General features: G+C 52.0%; 20 protein-coding genes. 16 read left to right on the top strand and 4 right to left on the bottom strand.

What is annotated here, in order from left to right:
* Nucleotides 1-46 precede the first annotated feature (46 nt).
* Entirely contained in the window at nt 47-2,896 is a 2,850-nt protein-coding gene (gene rcsC, locus D9597_RS06315) for a two-component system sensor histidine kinase RcsC (protein ID WP_130221906.1), read from the top strand.
* 173 nt (nt 2,897-3,069) lie between these two features.
* Here the strand turns inward: rcsC and rcsB are convergent, their stop codons facing one another.
* Nucleotides 3,070-3,720 (bottom strand): response regulator transcription factor RcsB, encoded by a 651-nt coding sequence (rcsB, locus tag D9597_RS06310; protein ID WP_042290573.1) that lies wholly within the window; start codon nt 3,718-3,720, stop codon nt 3,070-3,072.
* Between the two features lie 16 nt (nt 3,721-3,736).
* Nucleotides 3,737-6,409: a phosphotransferase RcsD gene (gene rcsD, locus D9597_RS06305; RefSeq protein ID WP_130217062.1), complete on the bottom strand. Its 2,673-nt coding sequence runs from the start codon at nt 6,407-6,409 to the stop codon at nt 3,737-3,739.
* Between the two features lie 736 nt (nt 6,410-7,145).
* Between rcsD and ompC the strand changes: the two genes are divergently transcribed.
* The 6 genes from ompC to mqo all read left to right on the top strand — a co-directional run bounded on the left by ompC (nt 7,146) and on the right by mqo (nt 14,778).
* Entirely contained in the window at nt 7,146-8,249 is a 1,104-nt protein-coding gene (gene ompC / locus D9597_RS06300) for a porin OmpC (RefSeq protein ID WP_130207146.1), read from the top strand.
* 110 nt (nt 8,250-8,359) lie between these two features.
* Entirely contained in the window at nt 8,360-9,415 is a 1,056-nt protein-coding gene (apbE, locus tag D9597_RS06295; RefSeq protein ID WP_130221905.1) for an FAD:protein FMN transferase ApbE, read from the top strand.
* 73 nt (nt 9,416-9,488) lie between these two features.
* The gene (ada, locus tag D9597_RS06290) at nt 9,489-10,553 is read left to right on the top strand and encodes a bifunctional DNA-binding transcriptional regulator/O6-methylguanine-DNA methyltransferase Ada (protein ID WP_130221904.1); all 1,065 of its coding nucleotides are present in this window, start codon (nt 9,489-9,491) and stop codon (nt 10,551-10,553) included.
* Nucleotides 10,553-11,203 carry a DNA oxidative demethylase AlkB gene (gene alkB / locus D9597_RS06285; RefSeq protein ID WP_130221903.1) on the top strand — a complete coding sequence of 217 codons (651 nt, stop codon included), beginning with the start codon at nt 10,553-10,555 and terminating at the stop codon, nt 11,201-11,203. The genes ada and alkB overlap by 1 nt, the downstream gene beginning before the upstream one ends.
* 75 nt (nt 11,204-11,278) lie before the next feature.
* The gene (gene yojI, locus D9597_RS06280) at nt 11,279-12,922 is read left to right on the top strand and encodes a microcin J25 efflux ABC transporter YojI (RefSeq protein WP_130221902.1); all 1,644 of its coding nucleotides are present in this window, start codon (nt 11,279-11,281) and stop codon (nt 12,920-12,922) included.
* Between the two features lie 209 nt (nt 12,923-13,131).
* Nucleotides 13,132-14,778, top strand: coding sequence for a malate dehydrogenase (quinone) (mqo, locus tag D9597_RS06275; RefSeq protein ID WP_130221901.1), 1,647 nt, complete (start codon nt 13,132-13,134; stop codon nt 14,776-14,778).
* 367 nt (nt 14,779-15,145) lie between these two features.
* Here mqo and eco read toward each other — a convergent pair whose 3' ends face one another.
* Together eco and D9597_RS23510 are read right to left on the bottom strand one after the other, a co-directional pair.
* A complete protein-coding gene (gene eco, locus D9597_RS06270) occupies nt 15,146-15,634 on the bottom strand; it encodes a serine protease inhibitor ecotin (protein WP_000849212.1) in 489 nt (162 codons plus the stop codon).
* Nucleotides 15,635-15,766: 132 nt separating this feature from the next.
* A complete protein-coding gene (locus tag D9597_RS23510; protein ID WP_276319961.1) occupies nt 15,767-15,931 on the bottom strand; it encodes a hypothetical protein in 165 nt (54 codons plus the stop codon).
* Nucleotides 15,932-16,039: 108 nt separating this feature from the next.
* On the opposite strand from D9597_RS23510, the gene napF reads away from it, so the two are divergent.
* Genes napF through ccmB form a run of 9 tightly spaced genes read left to right on the top strand, consistent with a single transcriptional unit; the run spans nt 16,040 to nt 23,177 of the window.
* Complete coding sequence (gene napF, locus D9597_RS06265) at nt 16,040-16,534, top strand: ferredoxin-type protein NapF (protein WP_000686723.1); 495 nt, start codon at nt 16,040-16,042, stop codon at nt 16,532-16,534.
* On the top strand, nt 16,524-16,787 hold the full coding sequence (gene napD, locus D9597_RS06260; protein ID WP_000557378.1) for a chaperone NapD: 264 nt from the start codon (nt 16,524-16,526) through the stop codon (nt 16,785-16,787). Before napF ends, napD begins: the two co-directional genes overlap by 11 nt.
* Nucleotides 16,784-19,270, top strand: a complete 2,487-nt coding sequence (gene napA / locus D9597_RS06255; RefSeq protein WP_112914122.1) for a periplasmic nitrate reductase subunit alpha — start codon at nt 16,784-16,786, stop codon at nt 19,268-19,270. The genes napD and napA overlap by 4 nt, the downstream gene beginning before the upstream one ends.
* Nucleotides 19,271-19,276: 6 nt before the next feature.
* A complete protein-coding gene (napG, locus tag D9597_RS06250; protein WP_000091300.1) occupies nt 19,277-19,972 on the top strand; it encodes a ferredoxin-type protein NapG in 696 nt (231 codons plus the stop codon).
* Complete coding sequence (gene napH, locus D9597_RS06245) at nt 19,959-20,822, top strand: quinol dehydrogenase ferredoxin subunit NapH (RefSeq protein WP_130221900.1); 864 nt, start codon at nt 19,959-19,961, stop codon at nt 20,820-20,822. The genes napG and napH overlap by 14 nt, the downstream gene beginning before the upstream one ends.
* Complete coding sequence (napB, locus tag D9597_RS06240; RefSeq protein WP_130221899.1) at nt 20,819-21,268, top strand: nitrate reductase cytochrome c-type subunit; 450 nt, start codon at nt 20,819-20,821, stop codon at nt 21,266-21,268. Before napH ends, napB begins: the two co-directional genes overlap by 4 nt.
* Nucleotides 21,269-21,277: 9 nt before the next feature.
* A complete protein-coding gene (gene napC, locus D9597_RS06235) occupies nt 21,278-21,880 on the top strand; it encodes a cytochrome c-type protein NapC (protein ID WP_130207128.1) in 603 nt (200 codons plus the stop codon).
* Between the two features lie 14 nt (nt 21,881-21,894).
* Entirely contained in the window at nt 21,895-22,518 is a 624-nt protein-coding gene (gene ccmA, locus D9597_RS06230; protein ID WP_214678548.1) for a cytochrome c biogenesis heme-transporting ATPase CcmA, read from the top strand.
* Entirely contained in the window at nt 22,515-23,177 is a 663-nt protein-coding gene (gene ccmB, locus D9597_RS06225) for a heme exporter protein CcmB (RefSeq protein ID WP_000971724.1), read from the top strand. The genes ccmA and ccmB overlap by 4 nt, the downstream gene beginning before the upstream one ends.
* Nucleotides 23,178-23,212: the final 35 nt, after the last annotated feature.

Genomic DNA, 23,212 nt, shown 5'->3' with positions numbered 1-23,212 from the left:
ACCTTAACCACACTCCATCGGTCACCTGAGGCGGAGCTTCGCCCCTTTGAAATACCTTGCTTCTTTTCGCACAACCCTGAAAGTCTCGCGCTACATGTTCAGAGCGCTGGCGTTATTGATCTGGCTATTGATTGCTTTTTCATCAGTGTTTTACATCGTCAACGCTTTACATCAACGAGAATCTGAGATTCGTCAGGAATTTAATCTGAGCTCCGATCAGGCTCAGCGGTTTATTCAGCGCACCTCTGATGTCATGAAAGAGCTGAAGTACATTGCTGAAAATCGCTTATCCGTGGAAAACGGCGTGCTTTCTCCGCGTGGGCGTGAAACGCAAGCGGATGTGCCGGTTTTCGAACCGTTGTTTGCTGATTCCGATTGTTCCGCAATGAGCAACACCTGGCGAGGCTCCCTGGAGTCACTGGCGTGGTTTATGCGCTACTGGCGCGATAATTTCTCTGCGGCTTACGATCTCAACCGCGTGTTTTTAATCGGCAGCGATAACCTCTGTATGGCTAACTTTGGCCTGCGTGATATGCCCGTCGAACGTGACACCGCTCTGAAAGCCCTGCATGAACGCATTAACAAATATCGTAACGCGCCACAGGATGACAGTGGCAGTAACCTTTTCTGGATCAGTGAAGGGCCGCGTCCTGGGGTGGGATATTTCTACGCGCTGACGCCGGTTTATCTGGCAAACCGTTTGCAAGCGCTTTTAGGCGTAGAACAGACAATTCGGATGGAGAACTTCTTCCTGCCGGGGACGTTGCCGATGGGCGTCACCATTCTTGATGAAAATGGCCATACCCTGATTTCGCTGACCGGACCGGAAAGTAAGATTAAAGCCGAACCGCGTTGGATGCAGGAGCGATCCTGGTTTGGCTATACGCCAGGTTTCCGTGAGCTGGTGCTGAAAAAAAATCTACCGCCGTCTTCGTTAAGTATTGTCTATTCCGTGCCTGTTGATCAGGTGCTGGAACGTATTCGCATGTTGATACTTAACGCGATTTTGCTTAACGTGATTGCGGGTGCTGCATTGTTTACCCTCGCACGGATGTATGAGCGACGTATTTTTATTCCGGCGGAAAGTGACGCCCAGCGACTGGAAGAGCATGAGCAGTTTAACCGCAAGATAGTCGCCTCTGCGCCTGTGGGGATCTGCATTTTGCGAACTGTCGATGGCGTTAATATTTTGAGTAACGAACTGGCGCATACCTATCTCAACATGCTTACGCATGAGGATCGCCAACGGCTGACGCAAATTATTTGTGGCCAGCAGGTCAATTTTGTCGATGTCCTTACCAGTAACAATACCAACCTGCAAATCAGCTTTGTTCATTCGCGCTATCGTAATGAAAACGTGGCAATTTGCGTACTGGTCGATGTGTCTTCACGTGTGAAGATGGAAGAGTCGCTGCAAGAAATGGCGCAGGCAGCAGAACAGGCGAGCCAGTCAAAATCGATGTTCCTTGCAACCGTCAGCCACGAACTGCGAACACCGCTGTATGGCATTATCGGCAACCTGGATCTATTACAAACCAAAGAGTTACCAAAAGGTGTTGACCGTCTGGTGACGGCAATGAATAACTCTTCCAGCCTGTTATTGAAAATTATTAGCGACATTCTCGATTTCTCGAAGATTGAATCGGAACAGTTGAAAATCGAACCACGCGAGTTTTCACCGCGCGAAGTCATGAACCACATCACCGCCAACTATTTGCCGCTGGTGGTACGCAAGCAACTTGGTTTGTACTGTTTTATTGAGCCAGATGTACCGATGGCGCTCAATGGCGACCCAATGCGCTTACAGCAGGTGATCTCCAACCTGTTGAGTAATGCTATTAAATTTACCGATACCGGCTGCATTGTTCTGCATGTTCGCGTTGATGGTGATTATCTTTCTATTCGCGTACGCGATACCGGGGTGGGCATTCCAGCTAAAGAAGTGGTGCGGTTATTTGATCCATTCTTCCAGGTAGGGACGGGCGTACAGCGTAACTTCCAGGGTACTGGTCTGGGGCTGGCGATTTGTGAAAAACTGATCAGCATGATGGACGGTGACATCTCGGTGGATTCTGAACCGGGAATGGGCAGCCAGTTTGCGGTGCGTATTCCACTGTATGGCGCGCAGTATCCGCAGAAAAAAGGTGTCGAAGGATTAACGGGTAAACGTTGCTGGCTGGCGGTACGCAATGCGTCGCTCTGTCAGTTCCTGGAAACCAGTTTGCAGCGTAGCGGCATAGTCGTTGCAACATACGAAGGGCAGGAACCGACTCCCGAAGATGTGTTGATCACCGATGATGTGGTGAGTAAAAAATGGCAGGGCAGGGCGGTTGTGACTTTCTGTCGTCGCCATATCGGTATCCCTCTGGAGAAAGCGCCTGGTGAATGGGTACACAGTGTGGCAGCCCCGCACGAGCTACCGGCATTGCTGGCGCGCATCTATCTGATAGAAATGGAGAGTGACGATCCTGCTAACTCTCTGCCGTCGACCGACAAAGTGGTCAGCAATAACGACGATATGATGATTCTGGTCGTGGACGATCATCCAATTAACCGTCGTCTGTTGGCCGATCAGCTTGGATCGTTGGGCTATCAGTGTAAGACGGCGAATGATGGTGTTGATGCACTTAATGTCCTTAGTAAGAATCACATTGATATAGTGCTAAGTGATGTCAACATGCCGAATATGGATGGTTACCGGTTAACGCAACGTATCCGCCAGTTGGGACTGACGTTGCCGGTAATAGGGGTAACGGCCAATGCGTTGGCTGAAGAGAAACAGCGGTGTCTGGAGTCCGGTATGGATAGCTGTCTGTCTAAGCCAGTGACGTTGGATGTCATCAAACAGACGCTGACGATGTATGCGGAGAGGGTCAGGAAAGCGCGGGAATCGTAGACCGGATAAGGCGTTTACGCTGCATCCGGTAATCGGTGCAAATGCCAGATGCGACGCTGACGCGTCTTATCTGGCCTACATTATTGTAATCCATTGAAATAATGGAATTTGTAGGCCGGATAAGGCGTTTACGCCGCATCCGGCGGTCGGTGCTTATCTGGCCTGTCGGGAGATTACTCTTTATCCGCCGGACTTAACGTCACAGAAGAGAGATAATTCAACAGAGCGATATCGTTCTCGACACCCAGCTTCATCATTGCGGATTTTTTCTGGCTACTGATGGTTTTAATGCTTCGGTTCAGCTTTTTAGCAATCTCGGTAACCAGGAAGCCTTCGGCAAACAGGCGCAGAACTTCACTCTCTTTTGGTGAGAGGCGCTTGTCACCGTAACCGCCAGCACTGATTTTCTCTAACAGCCGAGAAACGCTTTCCGGAGTAAATTTCTTACCTTTTTGTAGCGCGGCGAGGGCTTTCGGCAGGTCGGTCGGCGCGCCTTGTTTCAGAACGATCCCTTCGATATCCAGGTCCAGTACCGCGCTAAGAATAGCCGGGTTGTTGTTCATGGTCAGAACAATAATCGACAAACTTGGGAAGTGGCGCTTGATGTACTTGATTAAGGTTATGCCATCGCCGTATTTATCGCCTGGCATGGAGAGATCGGTAATCAAAACATGCGCATCCAGCTTCGGCAGGTTATTGATCAGTGCTGTAGAGTCCTCAAATTCGCCGACAACATTCACCCACTCGATTTGCTCAAGTGATTTGCGAATACCGAACAAGACTATCGGATGGTCATCAGCAATAATTACGTTCATATTGTTCATGTAATAGGCTACCTTGCTACAGCAAGCTCTTGACATAGCTGTCAATGTCGCTGATGTATTTTTCTATTCCTGGGACATCCTTCTCGCGAATAAGATGTTCCAGCGTTTCACATAACTGCTTGCCGGGTACCAGATTAAGCATGGCAAACACGCCTTTCAGACGATGAGCCGTTTGGGCTAACGCAGCAAAGTCACTGGTTGCTGCCTCAGTATATAGCCTCTTAACATCATCCGGTACTGTGTCTACAAAGAGCGCATAATAGCCGCTGGCATGGAGTTGTGCATTTTCATCTCCGCCCAGAGGCGATTCTGTCACCTCTTCCTGCGCTAGTTGCACTTCGATCAATTGTAAGACCGCTTCCTGCATAGCGTTGCTCATATTGAAGTTGACGCACAATTGACCAGGTCCAATTTCCCGTACGCCAGACTCATCATCGCTTAAAAGCAAGCCAGAGGCAGTAAGATTAGACGGATTATCCGTTAAAAAGATATCATAATCTTGACTAATTAATCTTTCATCCGGTGTGATGCAGGTTGCCCCCCAATTTTCTAACTGGCGAGTGACAATATTCCGAATTTCTGCGGAAGTTATGTCCATCATCACGCTAACATCATCCAGTAAACGCTCTTCTTCCTCTTCTACTTCCGGTTCCGCAGTGGGCATTTTGATATGCACGGAATAACGTGTACCAAGCTCGTCGCGCGTTTTGATGTTTAAATGACCGCCTAGCTTACGCGCCAGTTGATCGCTCAACCAGAATGCTAACGGATCCGCCTTACCGTAGCGATCGCTTTGGGTCTGGTTGATGAACGGGAAGTGCAAATTATCCATTTCATGAATGCTTATGCCATCTCCGGTGTCCAGAATGCGGAAAGTCAGACGTTCTTCGGAAGATTCGTCCTGGTCAACCTCAAGGGTAATTTTCCCCATTTGCGTTGAGGTGACAGCATATTGCATCAGTAACAGCAAAATACGGCGTAGGGCATCGCGATCGCCGCAGCGCATATCGTGTGCTTTTAGATGATTGTTAATCAATAGCTGCAAACCTTTACGCTTGATGGCTGGCAACACGGAAGGCACGACTTCATCAATTAAATCCTGCACGGAGAAAAGCTCGCTCTCGCTTTTCCAGCTATCGTCGGCAAGCATATTTGCTAACTGGATTTCATCGACCAGGCGCACCAGCACATCAGCCTGATTCGCCAGTTGTTTGCTTTCCGGTGTGTTGAGTTTGGCTGCGCTTGCCGCCAGGGAGCGTGCTGGTTCTTTTAGTGCATCGCCAATATTTTTCATAAAGGCCATCCGGCCTTGCTGATTTTTCTCGTACAGACGCTGCGCCTGCTTGAGTTTCTTGTTCACCAGTACTTCGCGATCTTGATCGCGAATAATGAAGATTTGTGTACGCGGCGCGACCTGGCTGCGGAACATACGGATCTCATACAGTTCGTTATTGATCGTCGCCTGAATGATGCCCTGATGCTGTTCTGCCATAGTGGTGATGTTTTGCAGATTCAAATGCGGCAGCAGGTGGTCGGCAATTTTGTTGCTTATTACTGTGCGATTCGATTCCTGATCGTGAACCAGCAGGCCGAGCGGCAGCAGTGACACGATCTCTTCATTGATGGCCCGCAAAACGCGCAGTTCATTGTTCACTGCCGTGCTGGGTACGCTTTCGGTGGTGCGGCCAGAGAAATGGCGGAAGGTGGTATAGCCAAACAGCGCCAGCGCCAGCAAACCGATGTTCAGCAGCAGCGGCAGGAGAATGTTTTGCAACGTATCCAGCAGCAATGTGCCATAAGGAACCTGCCAGACCAGACGCATATCCGTGGAGTTTAGCGCCGAAGAGATTTCAATCTTCGAACTATTAAAGTGGATACTGACGCTATCCGTGGCTTCTTTCTCATTATTATTGGTTCCCGCAGCTGTCGCGTCTGGCTCCAGACGGAAACTATCCAGCGGCATCCCCGGCGGGATCAAATCATTAATAGGCAGATCAAAAGCGACTACCGTCGCCAGATGCCCCGGCTGGTTAAAGGTGGTGCGCAGGGTAAAATAATGGCCGTTCTGCCAGGCCAGGCGGCGCAGGTTAGAAAAACTTTCGCGTTCATCCAGGGCGTTGGCCTGTTGCAACATCTCTGCGCGACGAGAATCAACAATGTCACTGACGGTCGACTCTTTAAATCCCGAGGTGAGATCTTTTAGCGGTAGGGTGGAGATCAAAACCAGGCTGTTATCCTGGCCGTTCAGATAGTACATCGACCATGGAACATTCTCTGCGCCCCATAATGTGTCCAGATAAGTGGACATTCTTTGGGTCATTTCAAGCGTTGAGTTGTCGTGGGAACCAAAGATCAGGGCTTCCGTTTTGCGGCGCGGTTTTTCCAGATAATAGACATCCTGTTTCAGGCGCGTCTCCTGCAACCCTTCGCTGGAGGTGGTAGAGGCCGTCGCGGCAATGTTGTCGTAGATTTGCCAGGTCACATAACGCCATGTATCGACACGCTTTTGTATGGCATGGGTAATATCAACGATCTGGTAGCTTTTATCTTTCAGCCAGGCGTTAACGGCGCTTTGTACCATTACACCCATCGTCACCAGTAACACGATGATCAGCAGTAAAAAGAAGCGGGTAATGCTCCCCGGTAGGAGTGAAAAGCGGGTCGTGGCCGTTGTCTCTTTCTGACGCATTCGTGTTTATGACCTGTTAAAACTTCGCAAAGTGATAGGGCAGTATAAAGGGTACAGTGTGAAATTCCAGACTCTTACCTGATTGATGTTAAGGCATTAGCCGACGATATTTCACATTTTGCGCTGCGGTAAATAAATGTACAAATGCGTTGTTAATGTACAAATAACCCACAGGCATGGAGAAAATTATCAGGAAAATAGCGCAGATAGATTTTGTCGGTAATTGTTGTCGTTTTTTACGAAATAGTTAACGATTGTTATAATTTTGCTACGGTAGCACAGGAAAATAAAAGATGTGTAAAGAAGGGTAAAAAAAACCGGATGCGATGCATCCGGCTGAAATAGGGGTAAACAGACATTCAGAAATGAATGACGGTAATAAATAAAGTTAATGATGATAGCGAGAGATATTTTAGTTGCGAGTGAAGAATTTGTTTTAACATTCAGTGCGGTCAAAGACTTAAGATTAAGTTATTGTTTTAAAGGTCGAAATAATCTTACTTGATGTTTAGTGCGTTATTTGCTCAACCATTAGAATTTGAAAAAGTTCCATCACATTTACATTTTGAAATACCTATGTGGATATTTGAAACATCTTAAAAGTTTTAGTATCATATTCGTGTTGGATTATTCTGCATTTTTGGGGAGAATGGACCTGCCGACTGATTAATGAGGGTTAATCAGTATGCAGTGGCATAAAAAAGCAAATAAAGGCATATAACAGAGGGTTAATAACATGAAAGTTAAAGTACTGTCCCTCCTGGTCCCAGCTCTGCTGGTAGCAGGCGCAGCAAATGCTGCTGAAGTTTACAACAAAGACGGCAACAAATTAGATCTGTACGGTAAAGTAGACGGCCTGCACTATTTCTCTGACGACAAGTCTGTAGATGGCGACCAGACCTACATGCGTCTTGGCTTCAAAGGTGAAACTCAGGTTACTGACCAGCTGACCGGTTACGGCCAGTGGGAATATCAGATCCAGGGCAACGCTCCGGAAAGCGAAAACAACTCCTGGACCCGTGTGGCATTTGCTGGTCTGAAATTCCAGGACATCGGTTCTTTCGACTACGGTCGTAACTACGGCGTTGTTTACGACGTAACTTCCTGGACCGACGTACTGCCAGAATTCGGTGGCGATACTTACGGTTCTGACAACTTCATGCAGCAGCGTGGTAACGGCTTCGCGACCTACCGTAACACCGACTTCTTCGGTCTGGTTGACGGCCTGAACTTTGCAGTTCAGTACCAGGGCAAAAACGGTAGCGTAAGCGGCGAAGGCATGACCAACAACGGTCGTGGCGCTCTGCGTCAGAACGGCGACGGTGTCGGCGGTTCTATCACTTATGATTACGAAGGCTTCGGTATCGGTGCTGCAGTTTCCAGCTCCAAACGTACTGATGATCAGAACAGCATTGCTTACATCGGTAACGGCGACCGTGCTGAAACCTACACTGGTGGTCTGAAATACGACGCTAACAACATCTACCTGGCTGCTCAGTACACCCAGACCTACAACGCAACTCGCGTAGGTTCCCTGGGTTGGGCGAACAAAGCACAGAACTTCGAAGCTGTTGCTCAGTACCAGTTCGACTTCGGTCTGCGTCCGTCTGTAGCATACCTGCAGTCTAAAGGTAAAAACCTGGGTGTCGTTGCTGGTCGTAACTACGACGACGAAGATATCCTGAAATATGTTGATGTTGGTGCTACCTACTACTTCAACAAAAACATGTCCACCTACGTTGACTACAAAATCAACCTGCTGGACGACAACCAGTTCACCCGCGCTGCTGGCATCAACACTGATGACATCGTAGCTCTGGGTCTGGTTTACCAGTTCTAATTTCGATTTCTATCGACAAAGGGCCTTCGGGCCCTTTTTTCATTGTTTTCAGCGTACAAACGCGTTTTTTTGGTGTACTCTTGCGACCGTTCGCATGAGGATAATCACATATGGAAATAAACTTTACCCGCATGGCATTGCTGGCTGCCACGCTCTTCTTTGTCGGTTGCGATCAAAAACCACAACCCGCCAACTCCCACGCTACTGAAGTGACTGTTCTTGAAGGCAAAACCATGGGAACCTTCTGGCGTGCCAGCATCCCGAGCATTGATGCAAAACGTAGTGCCGAGCTCAAAGAGAAGATTCAGACCCAGCTGGACGCTGACGATCAGCTGCTTTCGACCTATAAAAAAGACTCTGCGCTGATGCGCTTTAACGACTCGCAAAGCCTGATACCGTGGCCGGTAAGTGAAGCGATGGCTGATATTATCACCACCTCGCTACGTATTGGCGCAAAGACCGATGGCGCGATGGATATTACTGTCGGGCCACTGGTGAATCTGTGGGGCTTTGGCCCGGAACAACAACCGGTACAAATTCCGAGCCAGGAACAAATTGATGCAATGAAAGCCAAAACCGGCTTACAGCACCTGACGGTCATCAATCAGTATCATCAGCAGTACCTGCAAAAAGATCTTCCGGATTTATATGTCGATCTCTCCACCGTCGGCGAAGGCTATGCAGCCGATCATCTGGCACGCTTGATGGAGCAGGAAGGTATTTCCCGCTATCTGGTGTCGGTGGGGGGCGCGCTGAACAGCCGTGGTATGAACGGTGAAGGCCAGCCGTGGCGAGTGGCGATTCAAAAACCAACCGATAAAGAAAACGCAGTTCAGGCGGTGGTGGATATCAACGGCCACGGTATCAGCACCTCCGGCAGTTATCGCAACTATTACGAACTGGACGGCAAACGCCTTTCCCATGTTATCGATCCGCAAATCGGGCGTCCCATTGAACATAATCTGGTGTCCGTGACGGTGATTGCCCCGACGGCGCTGGAAGCCGACGCCTGGGATACAGGTCTGATGGTGCTCGGGCCAGAGAAAGCCAAAGAAGTCGTTCGCCGGGAAGGGCTGGCGGTTTATATGATCACCAAAGAAGGTGATAGTTTTAAAACCTGGATGTCGCCGCAGTTTAAAAGCTTCCTGGTGAGCGAAAAAAATTAAAGCGCAAGATTGTTGGTTTTTGCGTGATGGTGACCGGGCAGACTAAAGGCTATCCTTAACCAGGGAGCTGATTATGAAAAACGCCACACGCTTAACTGACGATCAACGCTGGCAATCCGTCTTAGCCCGCGACCCACACGCCGACGGCGAATTTGTTTTCGCCGTGCGTACCACGGGGATCTTTTGCCGCCCGTCTTGCCGAGCCAGACATGCCTTGCGGGAAAACGTCTCCTTCTACGCAAATGCCAGTGAGGCACTTGCCGCCGGATTTCGCCCCTGCAAACGCTGCCAACCTGATAAAGCCAACGCCCAGCAGCATCGGTTGGATAAAATCACCCACGCGTGTCGACTGCTGGAACAGGAAACACCGGTAACGCTGGAAGCCTTAGCCGACCAGGTGGCGATGAGTCCATTCCATCTGCATCGTTTATTTAAAGCCACCACCGGAATGACGCCAAAAGCGTGGCAACAGGCCTGGCGCGCTCGTCGCTTACGCGAGTCGTTAGCGAAAGGGGAGAGCGTGACTACGTCTATTCTTAACGCCGGATTCCCAGACAGCAGCAGTTACTACCGCAAAGCCGACGAAACGTTGGGCATGACGGCTAAACAGTTTCGTCACGGTGGCGAAAACCTGGCAGTGCGTTATGCGCTGGCTGATTGTGAGCTGGGGCGTTGCCTGGTGGCGGAAAGCGAGCGGGGGATTTGCGCGATTCTGCTGGGCGACGATGACGCGACATTAATCAGCGAACTCCGTCAGATGTTTCCTGCCGCTGACAACGCGCCGGCGGATCCGATATTTCAGCAACATATACGTGAGGTTATTGCCAGCCTCAATAACCGCGATACGCCGCTGACGTTACCGCTGGATATTCGCGGCACCGCTTTTCAGCAACAAGTCTGGCAGGCGCTACGCACTATACCTTGTGGTGAAACGGTGAGTTACCAGCAACTGGCGAACGCGATTGGCAAACCGAAAGCCGTTCGCGCCGTAGCCAGCGCCTGCGCCGCCAATAGATTAGCTATTATTATCCCTTGTCATCGGGTAGTACGTGGTGATGGCACACTTTCCGGTTACCGCTGGGGCGTGTCGCGTAAAGCGCAACTGCTGCGCCGCGAAGCTGAACATGAGGAGAGGTAATGTTGGATCTGTTTGCCGATGCTGAACCGTGGCACGAATCGCTGGCTTCCGGCGCGGTGATTTTGCGCCGTTTTGCTTTTAACGTAGCGGAACAACTGATGCACGATATCAGTGGCATTGCCAGCCAGTCGCCGTTTCGCCAGATGGTCACGCCTGGCGGATATACCATGTCGGTGGCGATGACCAGCTGCGGGCATCTGGGCTGGACGACCCATCGGCAAGGTTATCTCTATTCGCCCATTGATCCGCAAACAAATCAACCGTGGCCCGCCATGCCGCAAAGTTTTTATGATTTATGTCGGCGTGCGGCCACGGCAGCGGGCTATCCCGATTTCCAGCCTGACGCTTGCCTTATCAACCGCTACGCCCCGGGCGCGAAACTGTCGCTGCATCAGGATAAAGACGAACCGGATCTGCGCGCGCCGATTGTTTCTGTTTCTCTGGGCTTACCCGCGATTTTTCAATTTGGCGGCCTGAAACGAAATGATCCGCTCAAACGTTTGTTGCTGGAACATGGCGATGTGGTGGTGTGGGGCGGAGAATCACGGCTGTTTTATCACGGTATTCAACCACTAAAAGCTGGGTTTCATCCACTCACCGCCGACTGCCGCTACAACCTGACCTTCCGTCAGGCAGGTAAAAAAGAATAAAAATAAGAATTATTATTGCTGTGCGCGCGGAGATGTTTAAACTGCGGGCTGTAATTCATTGTCCGGGTTTTCTGCATGGAACTTCTTGTACTTGTCTGGCGGCAGTATCGCTGGCCATTTATCAGTGTGATGGCGCTAAGCCTCGCCAGTGCGGCATTAGGCATTGGCTTAATTGCTTTTATCAATCAGCGCCTTATCGAAACGGCGGATACCAGTCTGCTGGTGTTGCCGGAGTTTCTGGGTTTATTGCTGCTGTTGATGGCAGTTACTCTCGGATCGCAACTGGCGCTCACCACTTTGGGGCATCACTTCGTTTACCGACTGCGTAGCGAATTTATTAAGCGGATACTGGATACCCACGTCGAGCGTATCGAACAACTTGGTAGCGCCTCGTTGCTGGCGGGGTTAACCAGCGATGTGCGCAATATCACCATTGCGTTTGTGCGTCTGCCGGAACTGGTGCAGGGGATCATTCTCACTATCGGTTCAGCGGCGTATCTCTGGATGCTGTCGGGCAAAATGTTGCTGGTAACGGCTATCTGGATGGCAGTCACCATCTGGGGCGGTTTTGTACTGGTGGCGCGGGTGTATAAACATATGGCGACCCTGCGTGAAACCGAAGACAAGCTGTACACGGATTTTCAAACCGTGCTGGAAGGGCGCAAAGAGCTGACGCTGAATCGCGAGCGCGCCGAGTATGTGTTTAACAACCTCTACATCCCTGATGCGCAAGAGTATCGTCATCATATTATCCGCGCAGACACCTTCCATCTTAGTGCCGTGAACTGGTCAAACATCATGATGCTGGGCGCTATCGGCCTGGTGTTCTGGATGGCAAATAGCCTCGGTTGGGCTGATACCAACGTTGCCGCGACCTATTCGTTGACGCTATTATTCCTGCGTACGCCGCTGCTTTCGGCGGTTGGCGCATTGCCGACGCTGCTGACGGCGCAGGTGGCGTTTAACAAGCTGAACAAATTCGCGCTCGCACCTTTCAAAGCGGAGTTTCCGCGTCCGCAGGCGTTTCCCAACTGGCAAACGCTTGAGCTGCGTAATGTTACGTTTGCTTATCAGGATAACGCGTTTTCCGTTGGGCCGATTAACCTCACCATTAAACGTGGCGAACTGCTGTTTCTGATTGGTGGCAATGGTAGCGGCAAATCGACGCTGGCGATGTTGTTGACGGGGTTGTATCAGCCACAAAATGGTGAAATCTTGCTGGATGGCAAGCCTGTCAGCGGTGAAAAACCGGAAGATTATCGCAAACTGTTTTCGGCAGTGTTTACCGATGTCTGGTTATTTGATCAACTGCTGGGGCCGGAGGGCAAACCTGCTAACCCGCAACTGGTTGAGAAGTGGCTGGCGCAGCTGAAAATGGGTCATAAGCTTGAGTTAAGTAACGGGCGTATTGTTAACCTGAAGTTATCGAAAGGGCAGAAAAAACGCGTGGCGCTGTTGCTGGCTTTGGCAGAAGAACGCGATATTATTCTGCTGGATGAATGGGCGGCGGATCAGGATCCACATTTCCGCCGTGAGTTTTATCAGGTGCTGCTGCCGCTGATGCAGGAGATGGGGAAAACTATTTTCGCCATCAGTCATGATGACCATTACTTTATCCACGCCGACCGCCTGCTGGAAATGCGCAACGGGCAACTTAGCGAGCTGACGGGCGCAGAGCGTGACGCTGCTTCTCGTGATGCCGTTGCCCGGACGGCATAATGTTTTGACTCTTACCTGGCGGACTGCTGCCGTCAGGTAAAAAATCCCTTCGTTTCTAATAACCCTATAATTAATCAACGAAATTATAATGTTTATAAAATTAGAAGATAATTTATAAACATTATTTAAATGTTGTTACTTAAGTGTTACCGTTGATGCCGCGCAAATCTCACCTGCAATAAAGCGACTAAAAGTAAGGCATTAACAAGATGAAAAAAGTGACTGCCATGCTCTTCTCGATGGCCGTGGGGCTTAATGCCGTTTCGATGGCGGCAAAAGCGAAAGCGTCCGAGGAGCAGGAAACTGATGTACTGTTGATTGGCGGCGGCATTATGAGCGCCACGTTGGGGACCTATTTACGGGAGCTGGAACCGGAATGGTCGATGACAATGGTGGAGCGCCTGGAAGGTGTTGCGCAGGAGAGTTCGAACGGCTGGAACAACGCCGGAACCGGGCATTCTGCGTTGATGGAACTGAACTACACCCCGCAAAACGCCGATGGTAGCATCAGTATCGAAAAAGCAGTCGCCATTAACGAAGCATTCCAGATTTCCCGCCAGTTCTGGGCGCACCAGGTCGAGCGCGGCGTGCTGCGTACCCCGCGTTCATTTATCAATACCGTTCCGCACATGAGCTTTGTCTGGGGCGAAGATAACGTCAATTTCCTGCGCGCCCGTTACGCGGCCTTGCAACAAAGTTCGTTGTTCCGCGGTATGCGTTACTCCGAAGATCACGCGCAAATCAAAGAGTGGGCGCCACTCGTGATGGAAGGACGCGATCCGCAGCAGAAAGTGGCTGCGACACGTACAGAAATCGGCACCGATGTGAACTATGGTGAAATCACTCGCCAGTTAATTGCCTCCTTGCAGAAGAAATCTAACTTCTCGCTGCAACTCAGTAGCGAAGTCCGCGGCCTCAAACGTAATGACGACAACACCTGGACCGTCACCATTGCCGATCTGAAAAATGGCACAGTACAGAACATTCGCGCGAAATTTGTCTTTATCGGTGCGGGCGGTGCGGCGCTGAAGCTTTTGCAAGAATCCGGTATCCCGGAAGCGAAAGAGTACGCTGGTTTCCCGGTGGGCGGTCAGTTCCTCGTCTCGGAAAACCCTGACGTGGTTAATCACCATCTGGCGAAGGTTTACGGTAAAGCATCTGTCGGTGCGCCGCCGATGTCGGTTCCGCATATCGATACCCGTGTTCTGGACGGTAAACGCGTAGTGCTGTTTGGACCATTTGCTACTTTCTCAACCAAATTCCTCAAAAACGGTTCGCTGTGGGATCTGATGAGTTCCACCACAACGTCAAACGTGATGCCGATGATGCACGTCGGGCTGGATAATTTCGATCTGGTGAAATATCTGGTGAGTCAGGTGATGTTGAGTGAAGAGGATCGTTTTGAAGCGTTGAAAGAGTACTATCCGCAGGCGAAAAAAGAGGACTGGCGTTTGTGGCAAGCGGGGCAGCGTGTGCAGATTATCAAGCGTGATGCCGAGAAAGGTGGCGTACTGCGTCTGGGAACAGAAGTGGTCAGTGACCAGCAAGGGACCATTGCCGCGCTGCTGGGGGCATCGCCAGGGGCGTCAACCGCTGCGCCGATTATGTTGAATCTGCTGGAAAAAGTATTTGGCGATCGCGTTTCCAGCCCGCAATGGCAGGCTACGTTGAAAGCGATCGTTCCGTCCTATGGACGTAAGCTGAATGGTGATGTGGCGGCAACAGAACGTGAGTTGCAGTACACCAGCGAAGTGCTGGGGCTGAAATACGACAAGCCGCAGGCGGCAGACAGTACGCCGAAACCGCAGTTGAAACCGCAACCCGTTCAAAAAGAAGTCGCGGATATTGCATTGTAATGATGTACCACATCCGGCATGGTATGCCGGATGTGGCGTAGGCCTGATAAGACGCGTCAGCGTCGCATCAGGCACCGGCTCGGACGTTGGATGTCGGATGCGGCGTAACCGCCTTATCCGACCTGGCGGTTGCAGCACTTAACCGCGGCGTAGGCCTGATAAGACGCGTCAGCGTCGCATCAGGCAACCGGCTCGGACGTTGGATGTCGGATGCGGCGTAACCGCCTTATCCGACCTGGCGGTTGCAGCACTTAACCGCGGCGTAGGCCTGATAAGACGCGCCAGCGTCGCATCAGGCAACCGGCTCGGGCGTTGCATGTCGGTGCGGTGTAACCGCCTTATCCGACCGACGGGCGTTACGCTGTGTTTAGCGAACTACCGCGTTGTCAATCTTCTCTTCCGCCTTCCAGATACGGTACTTCACATCTACATTGTCTGGCGTATACACCACGATCGGCAGCTTGCTGTTGTAACGCAGCATTCCGGCATCGCCCAGATACGCGGTGACAAATTTCTTCTCTTTTTTGCCATCCGGGCAGGCCATCATCGTGGAAACCGGGGAGCTAACTTTATCAAAGACATAATAATCATAGCCCCAGCCTTCCAGCGTTTTGCTTTCCAGTTTCCCGCCGAGACGATGCAAATTGCAGTCAACTTCCAGCGTCTGACCGATTAACAGTTCTACTTTCAGGGTAGATTCATCTTCTTGCGGAGTTAACTGAATCACCTGACGCTTCATCCCTTTTTCAGCTTGCGGATAAGGGGCGATTTTTTCCAGTGGCTGGACGCTTTCTGCCGCCCAGGCTGAAGTTGTGGCGAAAGCGGCAAACAATACTGCAGGTAGAATAGTCTTCATTTTTGCTTTCCTTCTTCATTTATAGGTTTTCACCGATGATGTCGCTGAAGGTTAACATATTCATCAGATTTATTAATTTGCTTTATGAATAATGCATAGAATATTCAGACAACTTTACCTTCTCTTTTGGAGTTATATGCTGATGGATGGCGAAGGCTGGATAAATATCTTTGGTGAATTTATCGCTATGTAAAATTGTTTATAACCGTTTGAAATGTGAATAAAAGCCCATTTTTGCCAGCCTTCCCGCCACTCTTTTGATCCTGCTACAGGTTTTACCCCGATCGGGGTATGCATCTTTGACACATCCTTTAATATCTTAGCGCCTATAAAGATGGCTTATTAATTACGCGGTTTCTTTGGTCGCTCTCAATTTTCAGAGCGCGTTAATGATGGAAGGTCAATGTGAAGATTGATGCATCCCGTCGGGGCATACTCACTGGTCGCTGGCGCAAAGCCAGTAACGGTATCCGTCCGCCCTGGTCCGGTGATGAATCTCATTTTCTGACCCATTGCACCCGCTGCGATGCCTGTATTAATGCTTGTGAAAACAACATTCTGCAACGCGGCGCGGGTGGCTATCCGAGCGTTAATTTCAAAAATAACGAGTGCAGCTTCTGTTACGCCTGCGCGCAGGCTTGCCCCGAATCGCTATTTTCTCCGCGCCACACCAGGGCCTGGGATTTGCAGTTCACCATTGGGGACGCGTGCCTGGCGTATCAGTCAGTTGAATGCCGCCGCTGTCAGGATAGCTGTGAGCCAATGGCAATTATCTTTCGCCCGACGCTCTCCGGGATCTACCAGCCGCAACTTAATAGCCAACTTTGCAACGGATGTGGAGCATGTGCAGCCAGCTGTCCGGTATCAGCCATAACTGCGGAGTATCTCCATGCACACTAACTGGCAAGTTTGCAGCCTGGTCGTGCAGGCCAAAAGCGAACGAATTTCAGACATCAGCACCCAACTGAACGCCTTTCCCGGCTGTGAAGTTGCTGTCAGCGACGCGCCGAGCGGTCAGTTGATTGTGGTGGTGGAAGCAGAAGACAGCGAAACGCTGATCCAAACCATTGAGTCAGTACGCAACGTAGAGGGCGTGCTGGCGGTGTCGCTGGTTTATCACCAGCAGGAAGAGCAAGGTGAGGAAACACCATGAAACTCAGTCGTCGTAGCTTTATGAAAGCTAACGCCGTTGCGGCCGCTGCGGCGGCTGCCGGTCTCAGCGTGCCGGGCGTTGCCCGCGCCGTTGTTGGTCAGCAGGAAGCCATTAAATGGGATAAAGCGCCGTGCCGTTTCTGCGGTACCGGTTGCGGCGTTCTGGTCGGAACGCAGCAGGGGCGTGTGGTGGCCTGTCAGGGCGACCCGGATGCACCGGTTAACCGTGGTCTGAACTGCATTAAGGGCTATTTCCTGCCCAAAATCATGTACGGTAAAGACCGTTTGACGCAGCCGCTTCTGCGTATGAAAAACGGTAAATATGACAAAGAAGGCGAATTCACCCCAATCACCTGGGATCAGGCCTTCGATGTGATGGAAGAGAAATTCAAAACCGCCCTGAAAGAAAAAGGGCCGGAATCGATCGGTATGTTCGGTTCTGGTCAGTGGACTATCTGGGAAGGTTATGCTGCGTCCAAGCTGTTTAAAGCGGGCTTCCGCTCGAACAACATCGACCCGAACGCGCGTCACTGTATGGCGTCGGCGGTGGTTGGCTTTATGCGTACCTTTGGTATGGATGAGCCGATGGGCTGCTATGACGATATCGAACAGGCTGACGCGTTTGTGCTGTGGGGCGCGAACATGGCGGAGATGCACCCGATCCTCTGGTCGCGCATCACTAACCGTCGTCTCTCTAACCAGAACGTCACCGTGGCGGTGCTTTCTACCTACCAGCATCGTAGCTTCGAGCTGGCGGATAACGGCATCATCTTTACGCCGCAATCTGACCTGGTGATCCTGAACTACATCGCCAACTATATCATTCAAAACAATGCGATAAATCAGGACTTCTTCAGCAAGCACGTTAACCTGCGCAAAGGGACGACGGACATCGGCTACGGTTTACGTCCGACCCATCCGCTGGAAAAAGCAGCGAAGAATCCGGGTTCTGACGCCTCCGAACCGATGAGCTTTGAAGATTACAAAGCCTTCGTTGCTGAGTATACGCTGGAAAAAACCGCTGAAATGACCGGCGTGCCGAAAGACCAGTTAGAACAACTGGCGCAGCTGTATGCCGATCCGAACAAGAAAGTCATCTCCTACTGGACGATGGGCTTCAACCAGCATACTCGTGGCGTGTGGGCCAACAACCTGGTCTACAACCTGCACCTGCTGACCGGCAAAATTTCCCAGCCGGGTTGCGGTCCGTTCTCCCTGACCGGGCAGCCTTCCGCGTGTGGTACTGCGCGTGAAGTGGGCACCTTTGCTCACCGTCTGCCTGCGGACATGGTGGTGACTAACGAGAAACATCGTGATATTTGCGAGAAGAAGTGGAATATCCCGAGCGGCACCATTCCGGCGAAAATCGGTCTGCACGCGGTGGCACAAGACCGTGCGCTGAAAGACGGCAAGCTGAATGTTTACTGGACCATGTGTACCAACAACATGCAGGCCGGGCCGAACATTAATGAAGAGCGTATGCCGGGCTGGCGCGATCCGCGCAACTTCATCATCGTCTCCGATCCGTATCCGACAGTCAGTGCGCTGGCAGCGGACTTGATCCTGCCGACCGCAATGTGGGTAGAGAAAGAGGGCGCTTACGGTAACGCCGAACGCCGTACTCAGTTCTGGCGTCAGCAGGTACAGGCGCCAGGCGAAGCGAAATCGGATCTCTGGCAGTTAGTCCAGTTCTCCCGCCGCTTCAAAACTGAAGAAGTATGGCCGGAAGAGCTGCTGGCGAAGAAACCGGAACTGCGTGGCAAAACGCTGTACGAAGTTCTGTATGCCACCCCCGAAGTGAGCAAATTCCCGGTATCCGAACTGGCGGAAGATCAGCTGAACGATGAATCCCGCGAGCTGGGCTTCTATCTGCAAAAAGGGCTGTTCGAAGAGTACGCATGGTTTGGTCGCGGTCACGGTCACGATCTCGCGCCGTTCGATGACTACCACAAAGCGCGCGGTCTGCGCTGGCCGGTGGTGAACGGTAAAGAAACGCAGTGGCGTTACAGCGAAGGTAACGACCCGTACGTGAAAGCGGGCGAAGGCTATAAGTTCTACGGTAAACCGGATGGCAAAGCGGTGATCTTCGCGCTGCCGTTCGAACCGGCGGCGGAAGCACCGGATGAAGAGTACGACCTGTGGCTCTCTACCGGACGCGTTCTGGAGCACTGGCACACCGGCAGTATGACTCGCCGTGTACCAGAACTGCACCGCGCCTTCCCGGAAGCGGTCCTGTTTATTCACCCGCTGGATGCGAAAGCGCGCGATCTGCGTCGTGGCGACAAAGTGAAAGTGGTTTCTCGCCGTGGCGAAGTGATCTCGATTGTCGAAACGCGCGGTCGTAACCGTCCGCCGCAGGGCCTGGTTTACATGCCGTTCTTCGACGCCGCACAGCTGGTTAACAAACTGACGCTGGACGCGACCGATCCGCTCTCGAAAGAGACGGATTTCAAGAAGTGCGCGGTCAAACTGGAGAAGGTGTAAGCCATTATGTCCCGGTCAGCGAAACCTCAAAATGGTCGCCGCCGCTTTCTGCGTGATGTTGTTCGCACAGCAGGCGGTCTGGCTGCCGTGGGTGTGGCGCTGGGGTTACAACAGCAAACCGCACGCGCATCAGGCGTGCGGTTGCGCCCGCCCGGAGCCATAAACGAGAACGCCTTTGCCAGTGCCTGTGTGCGTTGCGGTCAGTGTGTTCAGGCTTGCCCTTACGACACCTTAAAACTGGCGACGCTGGCCTCTGGTCTGTCGGCGGGTACGCCATATTTTGTCGCGCGGGATATTCCTTGCGAAATGTGTGAGGACGTTCCGTGCGCCAAAGTATGCCCCAGCGGCGCGCTGGATCGTGAGATCGAATCGATCGACGACGCGCGGATGGGGCTGGCGGTGTTGGTGGACCAGGAAAACTGTCTCAACTTTCAGGGGCTGCGCTGTGATGTTTGTTATCGCGAATGCCCGAAAATTGATGAGGCAATCACTCTGGAGCTGGAGCGCAACACGCGTACCGGTAAGCACGCCCGTTTTCTGCCGACGGTTCACAGCGACGCCTGTACCGGTTGCGGTAAGTGCGAAAAAGTATGCGTGCTGGAACAACCGGCAATCAAGGTGTTACCGCTGTCACTGGCGAAAGGGGAGTTAGGTCACCATTACCGCTTCGGTTGGCTGGAGGGGAACAATGGCAAATCGTAAACGTGACGCCGGGCGCGAGGCGCTGGCGAAGAAAGGCTGGTGGCGCAGTCACCGTTGGCTGGTGTTGCGTCGCCTTTGTCAGTTCTTCGTGCTGGGAATGTTTTTGAGCGGCCCGTGGTTTGGTGTGTGGATCTTGCATGGCAACTACAGCAGTAGCCTGTTATTCGACACCGTTCCGCTGACCGATCCGCTGATGACGCTGCAAAGCCTTGCCAGCGGTCATCTGCCTGCCACGGTGGCGCTGATCGGTGCGGTGATTATCACCGTACTCTACGCCCTGGCAGGAAAGCGATTATTTTGCAGCTGGGTCTGCCCGCTGAACCCGATTACCGATTTAGCAAACTGGTTACGCAGACGATTTGATCTCAATCAGTCTGCGACGATCCCTCGCCACATTCGCTACGTGCTGTTGGTGGTCATTCTGGTGGGATCCGCCTTAACTGGCTCGCTCATCTGGGAATGGATCAACCCCGTATCTCTGATGGGGCGTAGCCTGGTAATGGGATTCGGCAGCGGCGCGCTGCTTATTCTCGCGCTGTTTTTATTTGATCTACTGGTCGTTGAACACGGCTGGTGCGGGCATATTTGTCCGGTCGGCGCGCTGTATGGCGTGTTGGGTAGCAAAGGTGTGATTACCGTTGCGGCCACCGATCGGCAGAAATGTAACCGCTGTATGGATTGTTTTCATGTTTGCCCGGAACCGCATGTGCTACGTGCCCCGGTGCTGGATGAACAAAGCCCGGTGCAGGTCACCAGCCGCGATTGCATGACGTGCGGTCGCTGCGTGGATGTCTGTTCTGAGGATGTATTTACAATAACTACACGATGGAGTTCGGGAGCGAAATCATGAAAAGCCATGACCTGAAGAAAGCGCTGTGTCAATGGACGGCGATACTGGCCCTGGTGGTGAGCGGCGCGGTTTGGGCGGCAAATGGCGTCGATTTTAGCCAGTCGCCGGAAGTATCCGGGACGCAGGAAGGGGCCATTCGGATGCCAAAAGAGCAGGATCGGATGCCGCTGAACTATGTGAATCAGCCGCCAATGATCCCGCATAGCGTTGAAGGTTATCAGGTAACGACCAATACCAACCGCTGCTTACAGTGCCACGGTGTTGAAAGCTATCGCACCACTGGCGCACCGCGCATCAGTCCTACTCACTTTATGGACAGCGACGGCAAAGTGGGCGCAGAAGTGGCTCCGCGTCGTTATTTCTGTCTGCAATGTCACGTACCGCAGGCCGATACCGCGCCAATCGTGGGGAATACCTTTACCCCATCAAAAGGTTACGGGAAATAAGAGGTTATTATGGGAAATTCTGACCGTAAGCCTGGTCTGATTAAGCGCCTGTGGAAATGGTGGCGTACCCCCAGCCGTCTGGCGCTGGGGACGCTGCTGTTGATCGGCTTTGTTGGCGGCATCGTCTTCTGGGGCGGCTTTAACACCGGGATGGAAAAAGCTAACACTGAAGAGTTTTGCATTAGCTGCCACGAAATGCGCAACACGGTGTATCAGGAATACATGGATTCCGTGCATTACAACAACCGTAGCGGCGTCCGTGCGACCTGTCCGGATTGTCACGTTCCGCACGAGTTTGTGCCGAAAATGATACGCAAGCTCAAAGCAAGTAAAGAGCTGTATGGTAAAATTCTGGGCGTTATTGACACGCCGCAGAAATTCGAAGCTCATCGCCTGACTATGGCACAGAATGAGTGGCGGCGAATGAAGGACAACAATTCGCAGGAGTGCCGTAACTGTCACAACTTCGAGTTTATGGATTTAACCGCCCAGAAAGGTGTTGCCGCGAAGATGCACGATCAAGCGGTGAAAGATGGGCAAACCTGTATTGACTGCCATAAAGGGATCGCGCACAAGCTACCCGATATGCGTGAAGTCGAACCAGGTTTTTAACAGGATGTCATTGCGTGGGGATGCTTGAAGCCAGAGAATTGCTCTGCGAGCGGGATGAACGAACCTTGTTTAGTGGTTTGTCATTTACGCTGAACGCAGGAGAGTGGGTACAAATCACCGGCAGCAACGGTGCGGGGAAGACAACGCTTCTTCGTCTGCTGACTGGGTTGTCTCGCCCTGACGCCGGTGAGGTTCTCTGGCAAGGGCAGCCCTTGCATCAGGTACGCGACAGCTACCATCAAAACCTGTTATGGATAGGCCATCAGCCGGGGATTAAAACCCGGCTGACGGCGTTAGAAAATCTGCACTTCTATCACCGTGACGGTGATACCGCACAATGTCTGGACGCTCTGGCGCAGGCCGGGCTTGCCGGATTCGAAGATATTCCCGTAAACCAGCTCTCTGCCGGGCAACAACGCCGCGTCGCGCTGGCGCGATTATGGCTGACCCGCGCTACGTTGTGGATCCTCGACGAACCTTTTACCGCGATTGACGTCAACGGCGTCGATCGTCTGACCCAGCGCATGGCGCAGCATACGGAGCAGGGGGGAATTGTGATTCTGACCACCCACCAGCCGCTCAACGTTGCTGAAAGTAAAATCCGCCGCATTTCTCTGACGCATACAAGGGGCGCATGATGTTCTGGCGCATTTTCCGTCTTGAGCTGCGCGTGGCGTTTCGCCATAGCGCCGAAATCGCTAACCCGCTGTGGTTCTTCCTGATTGTTATTACCCTTTTTCCACTTAGTATCGGTCCGGAGCCGCAATTGCTGGCGAGGATTGCACCAGGCATTATCTGGGTGGCGGCGCTGCTTTCCTCTTTGCTGGCGCTGGAGCGACTGTTTCGTGACGATTTGCAGGACGGCAGTCTTGAACAACTGATGTTGTTGCCATTACCCTTGCCCGCCGTTGTGCTGGCGAAGGTGATGGCGCACTGGATGGTGACAGGTTTGCCTCTGCTCATTCTCTCACCACTGGTGGCATTGCTACTGGGAATGGACGTGTACGGTTGGCAAGTGATGGCGCTAACGCTGTTGTTGGGAACCCCCACGCTTGGCTTTCTTGGTGCGCCAGGCGTGGCGCTGACGGTCGGACTTAAGCGCGGTGGAGTGCTACTCAGCATTCTCGTGTTACCACTCACCATCCCCTTACTCATCTTTGCCACCGCTGCGATGGACGCGGCTTCGATGCATTTGCCTGTGGACGGGTATCTGGCAATTTTAGGCGCGTTGCTGGCAGGCACCGCGACATTAAGTCCTTTTGCGACGGCGGCAGCGTTACGAATCAGCATTCAATAACGCTGGATTACTGATTTTTGTTCGAGTCTGGTATC

The organism is Escherichia sp. E13S3 (assembly GCF_004212325.1).
Lineage (GTDB): Bacteria > Pseudomonadota > Gammaproteobacteria > Enterobacterales > Enterobacteriaceae > Escherichia.
The sequence above is the reverse complement of the archived record's forward strand: the minus strand, read 5'-3'. Positions and strand labels throughout refer to the sequence as shown.